At 71.7% G+C, this 20105-nt stretch carries 16 protein-coding genes and 1 tRNA gene; 10 read left to right on the top strand and 7 right to left on the bottom strand.

Going from position 1 to position 20105, the window contains the following annotated elements; genetic code table 11:
• The first annotated feature begins 181 nt into the window (after nt 1–181).
• The 3 genes from ABZW10_RS22080 to ABZW10_RS22070 all read left to right on the top strand — a co-directional run bounded on the left by ABZW10_RS22080 (nt 182) and on the right by ABZW10_RS22070 (nt 3507).
• The gene (locus tag ABZW10_RS22080) at nt 182–1285 is read left to right on the top strand and encodes an FAD-dependent monooxygenase (protein ID WP_355368513.1); all 1104 of its coding nucleotides are present in this window, start codon (nt 182–184) and stop codon (nt 1283–1285) included.
• 138 nt (nt 1286–1423) lie between these two features.
• Nucleotides 1424–2797 carry a glutamate--tRNA ligase gene (gene gltX / locus ABZW10_RS22075; protein ID WP_355368613.1) on the top strand — a complete coding sequence of 458 codons (1374 nt, stop codon included), beginning with the start codon at nt 1424–1426 and terminating at the stop codon, nt 2795–2797.
• 203 nt (nt 2798–3000) lie between these two features.
• Nucleotides 3001–3507 (top strand): cupin domain-containing protein, encoded by a 507-nt coding sequence (locus tag ABZW10_RS22070; protein ID WP_355368510.1) that lies wholly within the window; start codon nt 3001–3003, stop codon nt 3505–3507.
• 54 nt (nt 3508–3561) lie between these two features.
• On the opposite strand, the gene ABZW10_RS22065 is transcribed toward ABZW10_RS22070, so the two are convergent.
• Together ABZW10_RS22065 and ABZW10_RS22060 are read right to left on the bottom strand one after the other, a co-directional pair.
• Nucleotides 3562–3855: a hypothetical protein gene (locus ABZW10_RS22065; protein ID WP_355368507.1), complete on the bottom strand. Its 294-nt coding sequence runs from the start codon at nt 3853–3855 to the stop codon at nt 3562–3564.
• Between the two features lie 143 nt (nt 3856–3998).
• Complete coding sequence (locus ABZW10_RS22060; protein WP_355368504.1) at nt 3999–4532, bottom strand: hypothetical protein; 534 nt, start codon at nt 4530–4532, stop codon at nt 3999–4001.
• 124 nt (nt 4533–4656) lie between these two features.
• Between ABZW10_RS22060 and ABZW10_RS22055 the strand changes: the two genes are divergently transcribed.
• Both ABZW10_RS22055 and ABZW10_RS22050 read left to right on the top strand, forming a co-directional pair.
• Nucleotides 4657–5640 carry a DJ-1/PfpI family protein gene (locus ABZW10_RS22055; RefSeq protein ID WP_355368501.1) on the top strand — a complete coding sequence of 328 codons (984 nt, stop codon included), beginning with the start codon at nt 4657–4659 and terminating at the stop codon, nt 5638–5640.
• A 166-nt stretch (nt 5641–5806) separates the two neighbouring features.
• On the top strand, nt 5807–7087 hold the full coding sequence (locus tag ABZW10_RS22050; protein ID WP_355368498.1) for an MFS transporter: 1281 nt from the start codon (nt 5807–5809) through the stop codon (nt 7085–7087).
• 184 nt (nt 7088–7271) lie between these two features.
• Here ABZW10_RS22050 and ABZW10_RS22045 read toward each other — a convergent pair whose 3' ends face one another.
• Nucleotides 7272–7733, bottom strand: a complete 462-nt coding sequence (locus ABZW10_RS22045; RefSeq protein WP_355368495.1) for an ATP-binding protein — start codon at nt 7731–7733, stop codon at nt 7272–7274.
• A gap of 185 nt (nt 7734–7918) precedes the next feature.
• On the opposite strand from ABZW10_RS22045, the gene ABZW10_RS22040 reads away from it, so the two are divergent.
• The 3 genes from ABZW10_RS22040 to ABZW10_RS22030 all read left to right on the top strand — a co-directional run bounded on the left by ABZW10_RS22040 (nt 7919) and on the right by ABZW10_RS22030 (nt 9078).
• Complete coding sequence (locus ABZW10_RS22040; RefSeq protein ID WP_355368492.1) at nt 7919–8854, top strand: helix-turn-helix transcriptional regulator; 936 nt, start codon at nt 7919–7921, stop codon at nt 8852–8854.
• The gene (locus ABZW10_RS22035; protein WP_355368489.1) at nt 8811–8951 is read left to right on the top strand and encodes a DUF397 domain-containing protein; all 141 of its coding nucleotides are present in this window, start codon (nt 8811–8813) and stop codon (nt 8949–8951) included. Before ABZW10_RS22040 ends, ABZW10_RS22035 begins: the two co-directional genes overlap by 44 nt.
• A 43-nt stretch (nt 8952–8994) precedes the next feature.
• Nucleotides 8995–9078 (top strand) — tRNA-Leu (locus tag ABZW10_RS22030).
• 50 nt (nt 9079–9128) lie between these two features.
• Here the strand turns inward: ABZW10_RS22030 and ABZW10_RS22025 are convergent.
• The gene (locus tag ABZW10_RS22025) at nt 9129–10271 is read right to left on the bottom strand and encodes a serine hydrolase domain-containing protein (RefSeq protein ID WP_355368485.1); all 1143 of its coding nucleotides are present in this window, start codon (nt 10269–10271) and stop codon (nt 9129–9131) included.
• A gap of 146 nt (nt 10272–10417) precedes the next feature.
• Between ABZW10_RS22025 and ABZW10_RS22020 the strand changes: the two genes are divergently transcribed.
• Both ABZW10_RS22020 and ABZW10_RS22015 read left to right on the top strand, forming a co-directional pair.
• Nucleotides 10418–11653, top strand: a complete 1236-nt coding sequence (locus ABZW10_RS22020) for a histidine kinase (RefSeq protein WP_355368482.1) — start codon at nt 10418–10420, stop codon at nt 11651–11653.
• A complete protein-coding gene (locus ABZW10_RS22015; RefSeq protein ID WP_355368479.1) occupies nt 11653–12354 on the top strand; it encodes a response regulator transcription factor in 702 nt (233 codons plus the stop codon). The genes ABZW10_RS22020 and ABZW10_RS22015 overlap by 1 nt, the downstream gene beginning before the upstream one ends.
• Before the next feature lie 71 nt (nt 12355–12425).
• Here the strand turns inward: ABZW10_RS22015 and ABZW10_RS22010 are convergent, their stop codons facing one another.
• From ABZW10_RS22010 to ABZW10_RS22000, 3 genes are all read right to left on the bottom strand, one after another.
• On the bottom strand, nt 12426–14246 hold the full coding sequence (locus ABZW10_RS22010) for a CocE/NonD family hydrolase (protein ID WP_355368476.1): 1821 nt from the start codon (nt 14244–14246) through the stop codon (nt 12426–12428).
• Nucleotides 14247–14700: 454 nt separating this feature from the next.
• Nucleotides 14701–16053: an NAD(P)/FAD-dependent oxidoreductase gene (locus ABZW10_RS22005; RefSeq protein ID WP_355368473.1), complete on the bottom strand. Its 1353-nt coding sequence runs from the start codon at nt 16051–16053 to the stop codon at nt 14701–14703.
• Nucleotides 16054–16321: 268 nt separating this feature from the next.
• Complete coding sequence (locus ABZW10_RS22000) at nt 16322–20104, bottom strand: endonuclease/exonuclease/phosphatase family protein (protein WP_355368470.1); 3783 nt, start codon at nt 20102–20104, stop codon at nt 16322–16324.
• Between the last annotated feature and the right edge of the window lies 1 nt (nt 20105).

Genomic DNA, 20105 nt, shown 5'->3' with positions numbered 1-20105 from the left:
TCGCCGTGACTGTACTAGCGCAGACGCTACCAGGGAGGATCACCGGAGACGACCCGCTGTACTAGCTCAGATAGTGCTTTGACCTGCATGTTTGTGCGTTGCAAGCACAGTCTGTACGCCGTACATTCAGAGACCTCGCGGCGTACGGGAACGCCGCGCCGACACCCCGGGGGGCCCACGCATGCAGAACGTCCTCGTCTCCGGCGGCGGCATCGCCGGTACCGTCCTCGCCCACTGGCTGGCCCGCCGCGGCTTCGCGCCGACGGTCGTCGAGCAGGCCCCCGCCCCGCGCTCCGGCGGTCAGGCGATCGACATCCGCGGCACCGCCCTCGACGTGATCGACCGGATGGGCCTCACCGAGCGGGTGCGCGCCGTCCGCACCCGGATGCGCGGCATGTCCGTGCTCGACGCCGACGGCACCGAGGTGCACCGCTCGACCGAGGCGACGTTCAGCAGCGGCCGGCTCGACAGCGCGGACGTCGAGCTGCTGCGCAGCGACCTGCTCGCTCTCCTGCACCAACACGTCCTGGACGGCGTCGAGTTCGTCCACGGCGACAGCGTCACCGCGCTGCGCGAGGACGAGCGCGGCGTGCGCGCCTCCTTCGCCCACGGGCAGCCCCGTACCTTCGACCTGGTGGTCGGCGCCGACGGCCTCCACTCGCGCGTGCGCCGGCTGGCCTTCGGCCCGGAGGAGGAGTTCCTGCGTCCGCTCGGTACCCACCTCGCGGTCTTCTCCGCCGACAACTTCCTCGGCCTGGAGGACTGGCAGCTCTGGCAGCGCGACGGCGACGCCGGCTACGGCGTCTACCCGGTGCGCGGCAACCGCGAGCTGCGGGTCTGCTTCGGCTGGGCGGACGACGCGCCCGCCGAGCGCGACCCCGCGGCGGCGCGCGAGCGGGTCGCCGAGCGGATGGGCGCGCTGCGCTGGGAGACGCCCCGCCTGCTGGACGCGCTGTACCGCTCGACCGACTTCTACGCCGACGTGATGGCCCAGGTCCACCTGGATACGTGGTCTGCCGGCCGTACCGTCCTGGTCGGCGACGCCGCCCACTGCGCCTCCCCGCTCTCCGGCCAGGGCACCAGCCTCGCCCTGGTCGGCGCCTACGTGCTCGCCGACGAGCTCGCCGGCGGGCCGGACCACCGCGCCGCCTTCGCGCGCTACGAGCGACGGATGCGCCCGTTCGTCGCCCTCAACCAGGCCCTCGCCACCGAGAACCCCGGCGGCCCGGTGGCCGAGGAGTCGGTCGAGCGGGCGAAGAACGCGATCGCCCTGGACGCCGGGTAGGCCCCCGCAGCGGGCGCGGGGCGGGCGCGGGGCGGGGGGTGCGGGTGCCGGGCACCCCGCTCCGGCCCGATACCCTTGGGTTTCATGACCGAGGTAGCCCGTCCCGTCCGCGTCCGTTTCGCTCCGAGCCCCACCGGCATGTTCCACGTCGGCGGTGCCCGCTCGGCGCTCTACAACTGGGCGACGGCACGACAGCAGGGCGGTGTCTTCGTCCTGCGGATCGAGGACACCGACGCAGCCCGCAACAAGCCCGAGTGGACCGACGGCATCATCAGTGCCCTCGCCGCGATCGGCATCCACGAGGGAGACCCGGGCTTCGAGGGCCCGTACTTCCAGTCCGCCAACGCCGACAGCCACCGTGCCGCCGCCGAGAAGCTGTACGCGGCCGGCCGGGCCTACTACTGCGACTGCACCCGCGAGCAGGCCGCCGAGCGCTCCGGCTCCGCCCAGACCGGCTACGACGGCTTCTGCCGCGAGCGGGGCCTGGAGTACGCCGAGGGCCGCGCGCTGCGCTTCCGCACCCCGGACGAGGGCACCACCGTCGTGGTGGACCTCATCCGCGGCGAGCCGGCCTTCCCGAACTCCGCGATCGAGGACTTCGTCATCGCCCGCGGCGACGGCAGCCCGGTGTTCCTGCTGGCCAACGTGGTCGACGACCTGGAGCAGGGCGTCACGGAGGTCATCCGCGGCGAGGAGCACCTGTCGAACACCCCGAAGCAGCAGCTGCTGTGGGAGGCGCTCGGCGCCGTCCCGCCGGTCTGGGCGCACCTGCCGGTGATCGTCAACGAGAAGCGGCAGAAGCTGTCCAAGCGCCGTGACAAGGTGGCGCTGGAGGACTACCTGACCGAGGGCTACCTGCCCGAGGCGATGGTGAACTACCTGATGCTGCTGGGCTGGGGCCCGAAGGACGACGTCGAGATCCGCCCGTACGCCGAGCTGGAGCAGCTGTTCCGGATCTCGGAGGTGAACGCCGCCTCCGCCTTCTTCGACGTGCAGAAGCTGCGCTCGTTCAACGGCGAGTACATCCGCGCGCTGTCGGTGGACGCGTTCATCGACGCGACCGCGCCGTACCTGGCCGCCGACCGGGCGCCGTGGCCGGCCGAGGCCTTCGACGCCGCGGCCTACGCCGAGCTGGCGCCGCTCGCGCAGTCCCGGATCGCGGTGCTGAGCGAGATCGTCGAGCAGGTCGACTTCCTGTTCCTGGCCGAGCCGGTCCAGGACGAGCAGTCGTGGGCGAAGGCGATGAAGAACAAGGACGTCGCGCTGGCCCTGCTGGGCACCGCCCGGGAGAAGCTCGCCGCGCTGGAGGCCTGGCAGGCCGCCGCGCTGAAGGAGGAGCTGGAGGCCGTGGCCGCCGAGCACGGGCTGAAGCTGGGCAAGGCGCAGGCGCCGATCCGGGTCGCGGTCACCGGCCGCACGGTGGGTCTGCCGCTGTTCGAGTCGCTGGAGGTGCTGGGCCGCGAGCGGACCCTGGCCCGCCTGGACGCGGCGGCGGAGCGCCTGGCCGCCTGACGCGTACGGCAACGCTGTCCGAGGGCCGTACTCCGCTGTTGCGGGGTGCGGCCCTCGGGCGTGCTCGGCCCCGGCCACTCAGGAAATTGACCCGTGATTTCGAGCAGAAAATGCACCTCGGGGCCAGTCGATCGAGTCCTTAGAGTGATCATCACAAGGTCGCGGCGGGGGAGCCGGGACCGCCCGAGACCGGGGAGACCACCGTGAACGCCGCATCGCCGAAGCCGCTGCTGACCCGCGCCGCCACCGCCGAGACCACCAGCGACCCGAGCAGCGTGATGACCCTGCTCGCCGACTGCGGCACCGACGGCAGCCCGATCACCAGCTACCGCTCCACCTTCGCCAAGGGCGCGGCCGGCGCCCCGGCCCACTTCCACACCCGGGCCTCCGAGTTGTTCTTCGTGATCGGCGGCTCGCTCCAGGTCCTGCTGGACGAGAAGGTCGAACTGCTCGGCGCCGGCGACTTCCTGCTCGTCCCGCCGCACACCCCGCACGCCTTCGCCGCCGCCCCCGGCTCCGAGGCCGACGTCCTGTTCGTCTTCACCCCGGGCATGCCGCGCTTCGACTACCTGCGCCTGCTCGGCCGGGTGATGCGGGGCGAGGCGAGCCCGCGGGAGATCAAGGACTCCTCCGAGCTGTACGACAATCACTACGTGGACAGCCCGCTCTGGCGCGCCACCCTGGAGGCGGCGGCCGGTGCCGGTGCGTGAGTCCGGCGCTGTTGCGCAGGAAGTCGGAGCGGCCGACTTCCTGCGCGGCGGGTCCTACTTGATGTAGACGGAGGAGCCGAACTCCTGGGTCGTGCCGCCGCCGGGGGGAACGACCGCGATCACGTTGCCGGTGCAGTTCGGACCGCTGTACACGAGGGCGAACCCGTCGGTCTCGTTGAACACGATGAGCGGAACGATCGTCGAGTTGTAGCAGCCGCTCGGGTTCGTGATGACCGTATCGGGCGCGATGACGAGTTTCCCGGTGGCGGCGAGGGCGGTGGTGGGCATGGCGAGGGCCATCGTCCCGGCCGCGGCCAGGGTGCCGAGTACAGCCGTGAGACGTCGCATGGTGACTCCTGGGGGGTGGGTTTCGGGGCGTGGATGCCCCGGAACCCAACTTCTCCGCCGGTGGGAGTGGCCGCAATCCGCGCGCGCCGAGCGGGCGATGCGGATGCGTTCGAATGGGCGCGACGGGCGCGACGTCCGGTGGGCTACGGCTGTCGGTCGAGGAGGTGGGTGTCCGGGAAGTCGGCGGGCTCGCGCAGGACGAGCGCGGACAGCACGGGCCAGTGCGCCGTCAGCCCGGCCACCACGATGCAGCCGGTCTCGTGGGGGAACCTGGGGAGGCGGGTGCCGAAGCAGTCCTGGCGGTGGTGGACGTGCACGGGGATCCGCAGGGGGCCGAGCCGCGCGTCCCGGCTGAGGTAGGGGACCCGGCCGACGGCCTCGGCCGGCCGGTCACTGTTGGCGAGGAAGGTGTGCAACTCCTCGGTCGGGTCGAGGTGTTGCGGCAGCTGCGGGTACTCGGGCGACGACCGGACGGTCGACACCGTGGCCACCGGTTCGCCGCCCGGAAGGTGGTAGCCGACGTCGATCCGGTACACGAAGCCGTTGACGCCCTGCCGTCCCACGGTGACGACCCACTCGGCGGGCGCGTCCCGCAGCACGGCCACCGGCTCACCGAACGCCAGCGCCGTCTCCCGGTCGGTGGGGATGCGGAAGCCCTTCGGCGGCCTGCCACGCAACACCATTGCCTCCTGGAGCAGTTGGGCGACCGAAGAAGTACACCACGCCTGACGGACGGCCATGTCCGAATGTGGCAGCAGACCGTCATTGCCACCACCGAATCCAGCGGGTCAGGATGGACGCATGCCCAGCATCCGCCGCGTCGTCATCGCGGTCTTCCCGGACGTCGACCTTCTCGACGTCACCGGTCCGGCCGAGGTCTTCGCGCTGACCAACCGGGAGACCGGGGGCGCCGCGGGCTACCGGGTCGAGCTCGCGGCCCGGGAGCGCGGCGAGGTGACCACGTCGGCGGGGCTGCGGCTGGTCGCGGACCGGTCCTTCGACGAGGTGGACGGGGCGTTGGACACGCTGCTGGTCCCCGGGGCGGTCGAGGCCGGCCCCGGCGGCCAGGTCGCCCGGGTGGACGGCGACGTGGTGGCGTGGGTCGCCCGGGTCGCGCCGCTGGCCCGACGGGTCGTGTCGGTGTGCACGGGGGCGCACCTGCTGGCCGCCGCCGGGCTGCTCGACGGAAGGACGGTGGCGACGCACTGGTCGACCGCGGCGCAGTTGGCGGACGCCCATCCCGAGATCACCGTCGACCCCGACCCGATCTTCGTACGCTGCGGCAACGTCTGGACCGGTGCGGGGATCAGTTCCTGCATGGACCTGGCCCTGGCGCTGGTCGCCGAGGACCTGGGTGAGGACGTCGCACTGGCGGTGGCCCGGCAACTGGTCCTGTACCTCAGGCGCCCGGGCGGCCAGAGTCAGTTCTCGGTCCCGCTGAGTCGGCCGCCCGCGACCCGCCGGGACATCGACGACCTGCGGATGTTCATCGTCGACCACTTGAGCGGCGACCTGTCCACCGCCGCTCTGGCCGCACGGATGTGCCTGAGCGAGCGCCACTTCGCGCGAGTCTTCCGCCAGGAGACCGGGACCACCCCGGGCGCCTACGTCGAGGCCGCACGGGTGGAAGCGGCCCGCCACCTCCTGGAGGGCACCGACCAGCCCTTGGAACAGGTGGCCGTCTCGTGCGGGCTCGGCTCGGTGCAGACGCTTCACCGAGCACTGCGCAAGCGGGCCGGTACGACGCCCGGAGCCTACCGGCGGCGATTCCGCATGACTGTTTGACGCCCTTCCCACTGATTCCGTGCCGCGGCCGCGGGACGGCGGTGCCCCCTGCCCGGAGACCTTCGCGGTGACGCCGGGCGGCAGACGGCCGGCAGGTGCGGCCCGTCGATTCCCCGCGGGCCTTTGACGGTTCGCGAAACTCCATCACTCTGCAAGGAGGGTTGCCATGCCGCTGCCGAACTCGTTGAGCACCCTGCGAGAGCGTCCCTACCGACTCCTGTGGACCGCGCGCAGCATCTCCGCCGTGGGCAATGCCCTGATGCCGGTGACAGTGGTCTTCGCCGTCCTGCGCTCGGGCGGCAGCACCCTGGACGTCGGGACGGTGCTGACCTGTCAGGCGGTCGGCCAGGTGGTGATGCTGCCGGTGGGAGGGGTCTGGGCGGACCGGCTGTCCCGCAAGCTCGTGCTGATGGTGGCCGACGCCGTCCAGGCGGTCTGTTACGGCCTGCTCGCCGTGATGGTGTTCCTGCATCAAGCGGCGGTCTGGCAGTTCGCCGTCACCTACACGGTCGCCGGCATGGCCTTCGCCTTCTTCACGCCGGCCTCCAGGGCCGTCGTGCCCGAGATCGTCGGTGCCGGGCAGCTGCAACCGGCGAACGCCCTGCTCGGCCTCACCGACAGCACCACCAAGGTGCTCGGCCCGGCCCTCGCCGCGCTGCTGCTCGCGGTCGCCACACCGGGTGCCGCGATCCTCGTCAACTCCCTCAGCTTCCTGCTGAGCTTCGCGCTGCTCGCCCGGATGGACCTGCGCAGGCCGGTGCAGCGGTCCGAGCGGCAGCGCTTCCTCGCGGACCTGCGCGACGGCTGGTCGGCGGTGGCCCAGCGCCGCTGGTACCTGGCCAACCTGCTCTGCTGGGGCGTGTGGAACTTCGCGATAGCGTTCTTCTTCGTCCTGGGCCCGGTCGTGATGGAGCGCGGCCACGGCGGAGCCACCGCCTGGAGCGTGATCGTGGCCACCGGCGCGGTGGGCTCCATCGTCGGCGGGCTGGCCGCGCTGCGCTACCGGCCGCGCCGCCCGTTGGTCACCGCGAACGCGGCCGCACTGCTCGGCATCCTGCCGCTGGCCCTGCTCGCTCCCCCCGCCCCGCTCTTCGCCATCGCCCTCGGCGTGGCCGTGGCCTTCGCCATGACCGCGCTCATCGGCGAGGTCCTGACGACGACGCAGCAGCAGCTCTTCCCCGAGGAGATACAGGCCCGCGTCAGCGCGCTGGACTGGATGATCTCGTTGATCGCCATGCCCGCCGGCTACGCCGCCGCCGCTCCGGCCGCCGAGTTCCTCGGGATGCGGACGACCCTGCTGGCCGCCGCCGCCCTCATCGGCACACCCTGCGTGCTGCTGAACCTGCTTCCCGGCGTGCGCTCGGTCCAGCGCCTCCCCGACGGCACCATCGGCATCGCCGGCGAGCAGCACACCGGCGCGGCCCTCGCCGGCTCACCGGCTCGCTGAACCGGCGAGGGCTGATCCGGCCGCGCGGAATCTCCGGGCGGCCGGGCCCGTCCGGTTCTGCGGGTTCAGGGCAGGGGGGTTGCCGGGGTGGTCCAGCCAGGGGCGGTGCTTCCCGGTCGTGGAAGGACGCTTGGCGGCCCCGAGGTGATGGAAGGTCGGGAGGTGTCGCTCGTTGGGGGGAACGTCAGGCCGGGACGAGCTTCGGGGTGCGGTCGAGGGTGAGGTCGGTGAAGACAGGGGCGGGGGTGATGAGGGCCCAGACGAACTTGCCGATGCCCCCGGCGCGGGGGCAGCAGCCCCAGCGCTCGGAGAGCTCGTTGACGAGGAAGAGGCCGCGGCCGTGCTCGTCGTCGGGGGCGGTGGAGGGCTGGAGGGTGGGGCGGCCGGTGCCGGCGTCGTGGACTTCGAGGCGGAGGCGGCCGGTGGTGACGGCGAACCGGATCTCGATGAGGCGGTCCGGTGGCGCGTCGCCGTGCCGGACGGCGTTGGCGAAGAGTTCGCCGAGGATCAACTTGCCGACGTCGGCGAAGCGTTGACCCTGCGGCATCCCGGCGAGATAGGCGCGGAGGACGGTACGGGCGAGGGGGGTGGATTCGAGCTGGGGGGTGAGTCGGGTGGCGAACTCGCGCGGCCGGCGACAGGGCATGGGGACCTCCGGGGAGTGAGGGGGGAGTGAAACGGGCGCGCGAATGGGCCCGAATATCACGCTGTGCACGCGAATAACTCCGTTCCGATATCAATCATCCGGTTCCGGATGTACGGTGACGACCACATCGCCGTGCGGGGCGTGTGCGGCACATGAGGGGAGCGGTGATGGCACACCGGAGGACCATGCGCGGGCCGACGGCGAGCTCGGCCGTGATGTTCGGCGAGGAGTTGCGGTTCTACCGGGAGCTGGCCGGCTACACGCAGGAGGAGTTGGCCAAGCTCCTGCACTGCGACCGCACCGTGGTGACGCGCTGTGAGAGTGGCAAGCGCCGGATGCAGCCCGAGATGGTCGAGGATGCGGACCGAGTACTCAACACCGGCGGCCTGCTGAAGCGGCTGTGGGACCGGGTGGACTGGAACGCCGAGATCGAGCATCCGGATTGGTTTCGGGACCACGCCGAGATGGAGGCCGAGGCGGTGGCCCTGCGCCTGTATCAGTACGGGTTCATGCACGGGCTGCTGCAGTGCAGGGAGTATGCCCAGGAGATGTTCACGGCCGGTAATGCGGCGGGAAATCCGAAGCTGATCGCCGAGCGGACCGCTGCTCGAATCGGTAGGCAGCGGCGCTTCCTTGATCCGGATGGTCCGTTGCTGATGGCGGTGCTCGACGAGAGTGCCATCAGGACGGAGCTGGGAGGTCCGGCGATCATGCGTCGCCAGATGCAACACCTGCTCAACGTCGCGAGGTTCCCCAATATCAGCATTCAGGTGGCGCCCTTCGCTGCACGGCGGAGGGTTGTCAAGACCTCGATGGTGTTGCTGGAGATGCCGGACGGACGGAACTGGGTCTACTCGGAGAGTCTGGACCGGGGGCATCTGAGCGATGCTCCGAACATCGTGGCGGCGCATCGCCGTGGCTATGATCTGCTGCGGGGGGAAGTGCTCTCGGTGAGGGAATCGCTGGAGCTGATCGCCGATGCGATGGAGGGCTACCGGGATGGCGAGGTCCGTGACCAACGCGGTCGTCTGGCGCAAGAGCAGCTACAGCGGGCCGGACGGGGGCGACTGTGTCGAGGTGGCCCTCGTGTCCCCTACCCCAGGCGTCGTTCCGGTGCGTGACTCCAAGGACCCCTCCGGGCCGGTCCTCCTCTTCCCCTCCGCCTCCTGGCAGTCCTTCCTCACCTCCCTCCGGGACGGCTCCCTCCCCGTTGGTTAGGACCACCCCTGGGGATGGGCTACTATTTACCCATCACCCAGTTGCGCGGGTGGCGGAATAGGCAGACGCGCTGGATTCAGGTTCCAGTGCCCGAAAGGGCGTGGGGGTTCAACTCCCCCCTCGCGCACAAATGAACGGCCGGCCGATCTTCGGATCGACCGGCCGTTCTTTTTCTTCCTACCGGCAGAGGGCCGTGTCCACGACGTCTTCGAGATGCGCCGTGACCGCCTCGTCGATGGGGATGGTGGTCACCGCGATGTTGACGGCGCGCCCGTCGTCCGTCACTCCGCCCCGGGTCTCGTAGCCCGGGATGTCGCCGCCGTGCCCCCAGTAGACCCCGCCGCACGACAGCGGGCGGCTGATCAGCCCCAGCCCGTAGCCGGCGCCGCTGTTCCCGATCGGCACGGTGGTGCGCATCTGGGCGAGCTGGGCCGCCGGGAGGAGGCGGCCGGCGAGGAGGGCGGTGAAGAACTGGTTGAGGTCGGCGTTGGTGGAGATCATCTGGCCCGCCGCCCAGGCCACCGAGGGGTCCAGTTCCGTGATGTCGCGCAGGGGCTCGGCCGCCGACTCCCGGTAGTAGCCCTTCGGGTGGGGCTCCCGGATGCTCCGGTCGCCGGCGGCGGGGAAGTAGGTGTGCCGCAGCCCGAGGGGCTGGAGCACACGCCGCCCGATCTCCTCGGCGATCGGGCGGCCGGTGACCTTCTGGACGATCAGACCGGCCAGCACGTAGTTGGTGCTGCTGTACGCGAACCCCGCCCCGGGGGCGAAGTCGGCCTTGTGCTGGAAGGCGATGTCCAGGATGTCGCGCGGCTCGTAGTAGCGGCTGCGGATGTCCGATTCGCTGATGTAGCCCTCGTAGTCGGGCAGTCCGCTGGTGTGCTGGAGGAGCTGGCGCACGGTGATGTGCCGGCCGTCGATCCCGTCGCCGCGCACCAGGCCCGGCAGATAGCCGTCGACGGTGGCGTCGAGGTCGACCTTCCCTTCGCCGACCAGCTGCAGCGCGACCACCGCGGTGAACGTCTTGGTGTTGCTGCCGATCCGGACCTGGCCGTCCCCGGGCACCTTCGCGCCGGTGGCCAGGTCGCCGACGCCCGCCGTGTAGGTGCGGGTGCGGCCGGTACGGTCCTTGACGCTCGCCAGCGCGGCGGGCAGGCCGTCGTCACGCACCAGCGCGTCGAGACCCCGCTGCACGGTGTCGGGCCGGGTGGCGGTGGCGGCGGATGCGGCCGGCGGCGCGAGGACGCCCGCCGTCAGGGCGGCGACGGCCACCGCGGCGGCGGCCGACAGGGAACGAAGCCTCAGCCTGGACTGCTCACGCATGGGTCAACTCCTGGAATCGTTGGGAGAAGTGGTAGCGACACGATCATGGGATCCGGAGCCTGCGGCCCACATCGCGGAAAGGCGGGAAAGCACGATCCCTCGATCGGGGGAGGCCCCCGGTGAGCTGCGCCGACATACTGGCGATCATGATCAGGGGAATCCGGCCGCTGCTGAGCGGCTCCACGTACACGGGCATGCTGTTCGCCTTCTGCGGCGCGCTGGCGAGCCTTCCGCTGCTGCCGTTCGCCATGCTGCCGGCGCTGCTGTGGAGTCCCGCTCCGTACGCGGTGCAGGCCGTGCTGACCCTGCTGGTCTGGGCGGTGCTGATCGGCCTGCTCGGCCTGGCCCGCACCACACGGCGGGTGCTGGTCGCGTCCGCCCGCCGGGTGCTGAGGGTGCCGCTGCCGGATCCGGCGGGCGGCAGACGGTCCGCCGCGGAGCGGCTGCGGACCACGCTCTGGCTGGTGCTGCTCGTGGCACTGGGGTGGACGGGCGCGCCGGCGGCCGGGCTGCTGCTGCTCCTGGGGCTGTCGCTGCCGGGGAACTGGCTCGGCGGTTCGGCGCGGCTGAAGCTGTTCGACCGCTCGGTGGACCTGGCGGACGGCTGGTGGAGCTGGCCGGCGGCGCTCGGCTGCGTGCTGCTGGCGGCGGCGGTGTGCGCGATGGTGACGGGCGTGCTGCGGTGGTCGGCGCCCCGGCTGCTCGGCCCGTCGGCGGCCGAGCGGCTGGCTCTGGCGGCCGAACGGGAACAGCTGCTGGCCGAACGCAACCGGCTGGCCCATGAGTTGCACGACTCCATCGGCCACACCCTGACGGCGGCCACCATCCAGGCCGCGGTGGCGGGCGAGGTGCTGTCCGCCGACCCGGCGGCGGCGCGGGCCGCCATGCGCAGCATCGAGGAGTCGACCCGGGCCGCGCTGGAGGACCTGGACTACGTGCTGGGCGTGCTGCGGGAGGAGGAGACGGGGACGGCTCCCACCCGCACCCTGGCCGACCTGCCCGAACTGCTGGACCGGCTGCGGCACGCGGGCGCGGTGGTGGAGCCTGAGCTCTCGGGCGAGTTGGCGCAGGTGCAGGGCACGGTCTCCCGGGCGGCGTACCGGATCCTCCAGGAAGGACTGACCAATGCCCTGCGGCACGGGGCGGGCGGTCCGATCGAGGTCCAGGTGGTGGCGGCGCCGGACGCGCTGGAGCTCCGCGTGGTCAACCGGACCGGGGCGGCGGCCACCGGCAGGAGCCGGCGCGCCTTCCCGACGTCCGGGCACGGCCTGCCCGGGCTGGCCGAGCGGGTGCGGCTGCTGCACGGCGAGTTCGAGGCGGGTCCGGACGGGCCGCAGCACTGGCGGCTGACGGTCCGGCTGCCGGTACGGGTGTCGGCGTGATGCCCACTGAGCCGGGCGGCGCCGGGACCAGCGGCTCCGTCGCGCTGCTGATCGCGGACGACGACGAGGTGACCCGCAGCGGTCTGCGCACGCTGCTCGCGGTCCAGCCGGGGATCACCGTGGTCGGGGAGGCCGCCGACGGCGTCCAGGCGGTGGAGCAGGCACGACGGCTGCGGCCGGACGTGGTCCTGATGGACGTGCGGATGCCGCGCCTCAACGGGATCGAGGCCACCCGGGAGCTGCTGGCCGGCGGGTCCGCCGAGTGCGCCGAACCTCCGAAGGTCGTGGTGATCACCACCTTCGAGAACGACGGCTACGTGACCGCCGCGCTCAGCGCCGGGGCCAGCGGCTTCGTGCTCAAGCGGCTCCCGGTCCGGCAGATCGCCGAGGCGGTGCGGGTGGTGGCCGCCGGGGAGGCGATCCTCTTCCCTGCGGCGCTGCGCCGGATGGTCGCCGCCCGCCCACTGGACTCCGCCGAGGCGCTGCCGAGGGCGGCGCTGACGGGGCGGGAGGAGGAGGTGCTGCGGCTGATGGCCACCGGTTCGTCCAACCCGGAGATCGCCCGGTCGCTGGTGGTGAGCCTGGAGACGGTGAAGACGCACGTCGGCAATGTGCTGACCAAGCTCGGCGCGCAGAACCGCACCCACGCCGTGGTGATCGCCTACGAGTCGGGCCTGGTGGTGCCGGGCTTCGCCGGTTGACCGGCCGCGCGTGCGCAGAGCGGCCGGCCGGCCCCGAACCGGCCGGCCGCTCCTCTTCCGGGGCGTGCCGCTCAGCCGAGCGGCAGCTCCAGGCGGGCTTCCTCCCCGGCCAGGGAGGTGATGGTGGTCCTGCTGGTGCCGCCCTCGCCGCCGACGAAGGAGTAGAGCCGGTCGCGGCTGTTGACGACCAGGGCCAGCCGGTGGCCGTCGCCCAGGTCGTAGGCGGCGGGCTGGAGCGTCCACTCGACGGTCCGTTCCGTGCCGGCGCTGAGACCGGTGACGGTGAGGGGCTCGTGGGTGATGATCCGGGCGGAGCCGTCCGGGGCGAGGTCGAAGAGGTAGGCGACCAGGGACGCGGCGTCGCCCGCTTCGACGCCCACGGCGAGCCGGAGCTTGGCGGCGCCGCGGATGCGGCGCCCGCCCGCCAGCGCCTCGGTGGACCAGACGAGCAGCCGGTCGCGCTCGAAGCCGGCCGGGTCGTAGGGCTTGGGGTTGCCGAACCACTCCTTCTGCCCGGTCTCCATGATGTCGTCCATCGCGGTGGCGCTGGTCTCGTGCCCGGCGGTGAACGCGCGGCTCCAGCCCGCGGACGGCTTGTCGGACAGGGCGCCGTCGCCGTTGCCGTTGGTGCCGCTCAGGTACCAGGGCTCGGTGCCGGTGGTGGCCTCGGACCAGGAGTCGAGCGGTTCGCGCCGGGCCGCCTTGGTGATCCGCCTGCCGCCGCTGATGGCCGGGGCGGTGTCGTAGGTGAACATCACCTGGCTGTTGACCACCGGCCAGTCCGGCACGTCGGTGGGCTTGCCGAGCAGGTGGTGGTCGAGCCAGGCGTAGGCCTCCAGCATCGGCGTCAGCGAGCCGACGAAGGGCGTCCCGCTCGGGAAGCCGGTGATGCCGAGGCCTTCCGGGGCGCCGTGGTCGCCGATCCACAGGTTCAGGTGCTTGGGGACGGTGAGCTTCTCGAAGGTGGCGATCGCCTCGCCGGCCGGGAACAGGCTCTCGTGCCAGGTGTTCGAGTAGAAGGTGGGGACGCCCTGGGAGTTGGTGAGGCCGACGTAGGTCTCCGGGGAGCGTGCGTTGCCCCAGCGCACCACCTCCTCCATCTCCCGGCCGGCCAGGAAGTTCTGGAGGATGCGCCAGGTCTCCTCGTCGAACCTCTCGTGCTCCTTGCCCTCCTCGGCTCCGGTGAACTTGATCAGCAGCTCCACGGCCTTGAGGTGCCGGGTGCCGTGATCGTAGAGGCTGGTGGCCAGGTTGCCCCAGGTGCTCAGGGCGGCCACGGCGGCGACCCGGTTCCGCTGGTCGTGCGCGGCGACCAGCTGGCTGATCCCGGAGCCGTAGGACAGGCCGAGGAACCCGACCTTGCTCGGGGAGAACAGCCCCTGCGCGTGGTCGATCACCGCCGACCCGTCCTCCCAGTCGTCCTGCCCGGCGACGCCGATGAAGCCGTTGGAGCTGTAGAGCGCGCCCGGCTCGCCGAACCCGCGCGGGGTGTACGCCAGCACGTGGTAGCCGCGGGCGGCCAGCGAGAGGTAGCCGACCATGAACGGCAGCCAGCCGTACGGGTTCCAGCCGGCGGGCACGATCACGACCGGGCGCGGCTCGGAGGTCTTCTGCTGGATCGCGAACGCGGAGAGGCTGATCTCCTCCGTCACGGGGATGCGCGGGAAGGTGACCCCGGCGTCCCGCAGGATCTGCTCGACGAGCTTCCGCAGTTCCTCGGGGAGCGCGGCGGCCGGGGCCGTGCCCTGGAGGGCGGCGAGCAGGGCCCGGGCGACGGCGAGCACCGCCGGGTTGATGTCGAGGCTCGCGCCGCGCCAGATCCCGTTGGCGGCGATGTCGGCGAGTGTCGCATCGGTGATCGCCGCGGTCGGCTCTCCACCCTCAGTGGTCATATGAACTGCCCTTTCCTGGAAGGCCGGGGCGCCCGATGGGGGCGCCGTCCAGGCGGATCATGGACCCGAGGGGAGGGCCGGAAACCGAAGGGTCGTCAGCTGCACTCGAACGAGTGAGGGGAGTCGACTCCGCGCCTGGAGGAGCCCCTGGCCCGGCTGGCCCGGCGGCCCTGCGGGTGCGGCGCCACCGCACCCGCAGGGCCGGTCGCCCGCCCTCGTCAGGACCGGCCCCGGCCGGTGAACTCGGCGGCCGTGGAGCCGCCGGGGAACCGGGTGCGGACGTCCAGGACCCCCACCCAGGTCGGGCGCACCGCGATCCGGGCCATCCGCACGCCCCTGGTGGTGCCGGGGTTCGCCGGCTGACCGGGGCCGGGGGCCGGAAGGCCTCCCGGCAGCCGGGCCGCCCCGCACGGCCGGTGCGGGGCGGCCCGTTCCTCGGCGGCCGGGCGCTGGATCAGGCCAGGTAGTAGGCGGGCGCCGCCCGGCCCACCAGGGCGTAGAGGACCTCGGGCTTGCCCAGCAGGTAGTTGCTCATGGCCAGGGCGGCGGCCGTGCCCTCGCCCACGGCGCTGGGAATGCGGCGCTCGCTGCGGAAGCGGACGTCGCCGGCCGCGAAGACGCCGGGTTTGTTGGTGGCCATGGCGGTCACGGTCTTGAGTTCCTCCGCGTGCTTCTTGGGGTCGAACGTTCCGTCCTTCATAGCGTCGTAGTAGATGTCCAGGTCGGTGGCCACGAGGCCGTACTTCGCCTTCGTGCCGTCCGGATTCGTCTTGCGGACCACGGTGACGCCCGCGTCCTCGATCCATTTGGTGTCGGGATCGGCACTGATGAGGGCGTAGACGGCGGTGACGTCGTACGTCGCGGTGACGGTGGTGGTCTTGGTCTTGCCGGTGCTCACCGTCAGCTTCGCGTTCGCAGTCGTGGCGGCCTTGAACTCGATGGCCTCGGTATCGTCCACGACGGTGATGTTCGAGTCGGCCTTGACCTTGTCGTAGACGGCCTTGAGCATGTCCTTGCCCGCGGTCCCGCGGATCAGCATGACGACCTTGGCCCCCTTGTTGGCGAACATCAGCGCGGCCCGACCGGCCGAGTCGCCGCCGCCGATGACGATGATCGTGTCCTTCGACGTCACGCCCTCCGCGTCCCCGGGCAGGGCGTAGTAGTAGATGCCCTGGTCCTCGAACTCGGCGGCGGTCTTCTGCGTCAGCTTGCGCGGGACGAGGCCGGTGGCGAGCAGGACCAGCGAGGCTTCCACCGTGACGTTCGGAGAGCCCTCGGAGTTGGTCGCGGTGATCCTGTGCTTCGTCTTCTTCGGGTCTTCGCTGAGCTTGAGTTCCGTCACGCCGTAGCTGGGCAGCCACTCGGCCCCGAACTTCTTCGCCTGGACGACGGCCTTGTGGCACAACAGTTCGGACTCGATCCCGTCGTCGAACCCGAGGTAGTTGTCGATCTCGTTGATCGACGTGGCGGCCGTTCCGCCGGGGGCGTACCGCTCGATGATGAGCGTGGAGAGGCCGTAGAGGCTCCGGGCGTTGATGGCCGCGGCCAGTCCGGCCGGGCCGCCCCCGATCACGACGAGGTCGTACGCCGACTCCTTCCTGGGGAGGAGCAGGCCCAACTGCTCGGCGAGCTGGGCGATCGTGGGGTCCTTGAGCGGCGTCGGGCCCACCCCGGTCACCACGGTGTCCGTGGCCTTGGGGTCGGCGGTCACCGTGACCTCGTAGTCGTTGAGCTCCAAGTACCGCTTGATCTGCTCGACCCTCTTGTCCTTGGCCTTCGCCCTGATCGTGGCCTTGAACTTCGACATTGCGCTCCTCCTTGCGGACGGCGGGTGCTTCGACTGCCCGAAGACTACTGTCCGTATGCGAATGTTCACCATGTGCCACGCCTTGCGGTGTCCAGGCGGCGCCGGGCGCTCCCGGGCGGACGCCTCGCCGTCCACGCTCACCGGTCCGTCCGACACCCCGAGCACCCCCCGCCCCGCCCTCGGGGGCGACCTCCTCACGAACGGCGGACGGCCGGCCGGCCCGAGGGTCGACCGGCCGTGCCGGCGGCGGGGAATGACGTTCCGTCGGCTAGCGGGTGACCGTGCGGAAGAGCCAGTGGAGGCGGGCGGTGGCGGCTCCGGGGCGGGTGACGGTGACCGTGTCGACCAGGGTGCTGCGGGTCAGGTCGAGGTGGTCGTAGGGGCTGGCGAAGTTGGACAGCAGCGTTCCGTTGGGGCCGTCGTCGGTCTTGCACCACAGGTAGCCGTTGTCATTGGGGCGGTAGGCGCCCGTGGTGACGTAGTCGCCGTTCTGCGGAGCCTGGGGGTGGGCCGCCGTGGAGTTGACGTACTGGCGGCCGTAGACGAGGTAGACGCAGTTGTCGGCGCCGTCCGGGCCCGCGGAGATGGCGCTGAACCGCTGGTGGTTCCCGTGCGAGTCCGGCGCCAGGTAGACGGGGTAGGGCGCGACCTCCAGGTCGTCGACCGAGAGCGCCGGGGCCGAGCCGCCGGAGTCCGTCGCGACGATCTCGGTGAGCCGGGTGCTCTCCTGGGGGTCCTGGAGGAACCAGCGCTGGGCGGCCGAGCCGTCCTGGTCACGGGCCACGATGCCGAGGCCCGGACCGAGGTCGGTGAGGAACTGGCGGGTGACGTAGTTCTGCAGGGTCCAGGTGCCGTCGCCCTGGGGGACCGGCTGCCAGAGCTGGTCGAGCGCCGCGTTCGGCCACAGCACCGTCCGTGCGTCGCGGGCTCCGCCCTCCTGGCCGAGGTAGCGGCCGGCGTAGGGCGCGTTGGCGTGGAACAGGCGGTAGAAGCCGCTGTACTCCGGGTCGGGCGACAGGGTGAACACCTGCGTCTGGATGCCGGCCGGGTTGATCGGCTGGTCACTGACCGCATGGGTGCTGCTGCCGGGGGCGGCCACGTTGGTGGTGGCGGCGTTGCGCAGCACGGCGGGGCTCGGCACCGGCACCGTCACCGCCTGGGACCGCGGCGGGTTCGGCAGGTTGCCGACCTCCATCACGACGGGGTAGTGGTCCGACAGCAGCATCTGTCCGACCCGGTTCATTCCCAGGACGCTGGGATTCGTGTTGCCGACGGGAACGGCCGCGTAGTCGAGGACGCGGTCCGGGGTGTTCGAGTTCAGGCGCCGGACGGTCGGATGGGTCGGCAGTGCAGGGGCGTGCACCGTGAACTCGCCGGTGACCGCGGTGGCCAGCGACCTGTCCGCTTCGTTCGGGTCGGTCGGGGGCAGCGGCGCGCGGTTGTAGTCGCCGAGGGCGATCCAGGGCAGCGGGCTCTGGTTGGGGCCCGCGGTGGCCATCCGCTGCCGGATGTTGCGCAGCAGGCCGGGGTCGTCGTTGCCGCTGCCCGAGAGGCCGTGCACCGTGAAGTACACGACGCCGTCGACGTTGACGCCGAGCGCGGGCCGGCCGGTGAAGCCGTTGTCCCGCCCCGCCTCGATGACGTACACGTCCTGCGGCTGGACCCGGGTACGGCTCAGGACGGCCAGGTTGACCCGGCCCGTCTCGGTGTTGGGGTCGGTGTCCGTGTGCAGCCAGTACAGGTAGCCCTGCGGCCTGGCGCCCGTTCCCCCGTACCGGTACTCGCGGACCGGGGGCGTGCGGCCGGCCCAGTCGAAGAAGACCGCCGGGTTCTGCGGGATGTCCTGCTCGAATACGGCGCCGCTCGGCGGGGCACCGGCCTCCTGGAGGGCGATGATGTCGGCCTGGTTCTGCCGTGCCAGCTGGTTCACCCCCAGCGTGTACTTGCTCTCGTAGGCGGAGGAGTCCTCGCCCGTCCCGCCGCCGGTGCCCGCGCCCTGCATGTTCCAGGTGGCGATCGTGCGGCGGTTGCCCGCACGGGGGTCGAGATCACCGCCGGTGTCCCGCAGGAACAGCGACGGCCGCTTGCCGACGTCGGCGGGGACGACGCCCTGGCCGGTGAAGTCGAGGGTCTCCCGGCCGGTCCAGTCCGGGATCGCCTGCCCGCCCTGGCTCAGCGGCTGGAACCTGCTCGGGGAGCCGTTGGCGGAGCCGAACTGGAAGGCGGTGCCGGACCGGGTGCCGTACGGGGTGTAGGGCTCGTACGGTCCGCCCGGTGCCGCCTGCTTGACCATCGTGTTGTCGTAGAAGACGTTCTGCGGGCCCGAGGAGCCGGACCACTTGACCGCCTTGGGACCGGCCGCCCACCAGATCGGGTACCACGTCCCCTCGTCGATCTCGCCGCCCTCGCCGCCGCAGTTGGTCGTGCAGCTTCCCGAGCGGTGCTCGTAGGGGACCCGCAGGGTGTTCTGCTCGAACAGGTTGTTGTGCTCCCACCCGCCGTGCAGGTTGAGGTCGGAGTCGAGGTCGTTGCGGAAGGCGACGTTGCCGCCGGCCGACCACTGGAAGGTGAAGTGGCGCAGGTTGCGGCTGAGGTTGTAGGCGTACAGCGAGTCCCAGACCCGGCTGCCGCGCAGGTAGCCGTTGCCGCCCTTGCCCTTGTTCCACGCGCCGTCGAAGCTGTTGCGCTCGATCTGGACGTTGCGGGCGTCCTCGGTGACGATCGGGTGCGAGCCGGTCATCTCGGCCTTCAGCCCGCGGGCCCAGTCGTTGGCGGCCCACTTGAAGACGATGCCGTGCATCGCGTACTCGGGGGCCATGTTGCCGTAGTTGTGCACGGCCTGGGCGGGGGTCAGGCTGTAGGTGCCGCCGCCGAGCTTGGGCAGGCCGTTCATGTCCTGGGTGAAGGCGAAGTCCTCGAAGCCGACGCCCTCGACCACCTTCAGCGGGGTGACCTTGCTGGCGTAGGGCTTGTCGCCGAGCGGGGTGGAGCCGTCCGAGGTGGAGTCGACCGGCAGGTCCCACTCCAGCGGGCGGTCCAGGGTGACCGTCTTCGCGGCGGCGTCGATCGCGTTGACCCGGAACATCTGCTGCCGCATGTGGAGGTTGTCCATCTGGCTGCGGTCGGAGACGCCCTGCTGCTCGTAGAACTTGACGCTGTTGGCCGCGCCGACCCAGACGTAGCCGCCCAGGGAGAACTTCTTCATGTCGGCCTTGGGGTCCAGCTGCACGACGTCCTGGCCCTGCCGGCCCGCCCAGCCCAGGTCGGCCGTCTTGGCGGCGACCTTGATGCCGGAGGCCCAGTGCTGGTTGACGCTGCCCTCGAAGATGTCCTTGCGGTTCGCCGGGGCGGCGGCCCAGTCGTCCTGGTAGCGCTCGGCGATGTCCCGGGTCTGGACCCGGAACAGGCCGCGGCCCGGCCAGATCCAGCCGCCGGTGCCGACGTCGCTGCCGCTGCCGGCCTTCATGCTGTCCTGGTCCCAGCGGCCGTTGACCAGGGTGTCGTAGCGGGTGTCGGCGTCGGGCCGGAACACCAGGCGGGTGCCGGCGGCGCCGGAGCCCTGGCCGCGCAGGACGAGGAAGTCGGCGTCCACGTAGATCTGCCGGGAGACGTCGATCCGGCCGGCCGGCAGGGAGATCAGCGAGAGGCTGTTGAAGTTGGCGCCCGGCGAGCAGTTGGCCTTGATGTCGTCGATCGCCCGCTGCAGGCCGGTGGTGTCGTCGGCGCCGTCGTCCGCCCGCACGCCGTACTGGGAGGCGAGCCGGTCGGGGGTGATGCGGCAATCGGCGTTCGTGGTCAGGTCGCCGTCGCCGGGCAGCGGCCGGCCGCCGCGGAAGCCCACCCGGGACCAGTCGGGCATGCCGGGGGCCGGTCCGGTGCGGTTGGCGTAGCTCAGGTCCGGGCCCTCGGCCCCGGGACCGGCCGTGACGGGGCCGGCCGCGACGGAGCCGGCCTGGGCCGCGGAGGCCGGCGCCGTCGGGGCGAGCGCCGGGAGGGTGAGGGAGAGCAGCAGGCCGGACAGCAGCGCGGCCGATGGTCGTAGACGTTTCACG

It is taken from the genome of Kitasatospora sp. NPDC004723, assembly GCF_040609255.1.
Lineage (GTDB): Bacteria > Actinomycetota > Actinomycetes > Streptomycetales > Streptomycetaceae > Kitasatospora.
The sequence above is the reverse complement of the archived record's forward strand: the minus strand, read 5'-3'. Positions and strand labels throughout refer to the sequence as shown.

Bases quoted from the DNA above. Each gene is read 5' to 3' on its own strand.
- ABZW10_RS22055 (WP_355368501.1), top strand. From the start codon at position 4,657: ATGCCCAGCATCCGCCGCGTCGTCATCGCGGTCTTCCCGGACGTCGAC.
- ABZW10_RS22080 (WP_355368513.1), top strand. From the start codon at position 182: ATGCAGAACGTCCTCGTCTCCGGCGGCGGCATCGCCGGTACCGTCCTC.
- ABZW10_RS22050 (WP_355368498.1), top strand. From the start codon at position 5,807: ATGCCGCTGCCGAACTCGTTGAGCACCCTGCGAGAGCGTCCCTACCGA.
- ABZW10_RS22040 (WP_355368492.1), top strand. From the start codon at position 7,919: ATGCGCGGGCCGACGGCGAGCTCGGCCGTGATGTTCGGCGAGGAGTTG.
- ABZW10_RS22045 (WP_355368495.1), bottom strand. From the start codon at position 7,733: ATGCCCTGTCGCCGGCCGCGCGAGTTCGCCACCCGACTCACCCCCCAG.
- gltX (WP_355368613.1), top strand. From the start codon at position 1,424: ATGTTCCACGTCGGCGGTGCCCGCTCGGCGCTCTACAACTGGGCGACG.
- ABZW10_RS22065 (WP_355368507.1), bottom strand. From the start codon at position 3,855: ATGCGACGTCTCACGGCTGTACTCGGCACCCTGGCCGCGGCCGGGACG.
- ABZW10_RS22005 (WP_355368473.1), bottom strand. From the start codon at position 16,053: ATGTCGAAGTTCAAGGCCACGATCAGGGCGAAGGCCAAGGACAAGAGG.
- ABZW10_RS22015 (WP_355368479.1), top strand. From the start codon at position 11,653: ATGCCCACTGAGCCGGGCGGCGCCGGGACCAGCGGCTCCGTCGCGCTG.
- ABZW10_RS22020 (WP_355368482.1), top strand. From the start codon at position 10,418: ATGATCAGGGGAATCCGGCCGCTGCTGAGCGGCTCCACGTACACGGGC.
- ABZW10_RS22025 (WP_355368485.1), bottom strand. From the start codon at position 10,271: ATGCGTGAGCAGTCCAGGCTGAGGCTTCGTTCCCTGTCGGCCGCCGCC.
- ABZW10_RS22010 (WP_355368476.1), bottom strand. From the start codon at position 14,246: ATGACCACTGAGGGTGGAGAGCCGACCGCGGCGATCACCGATGCGACA.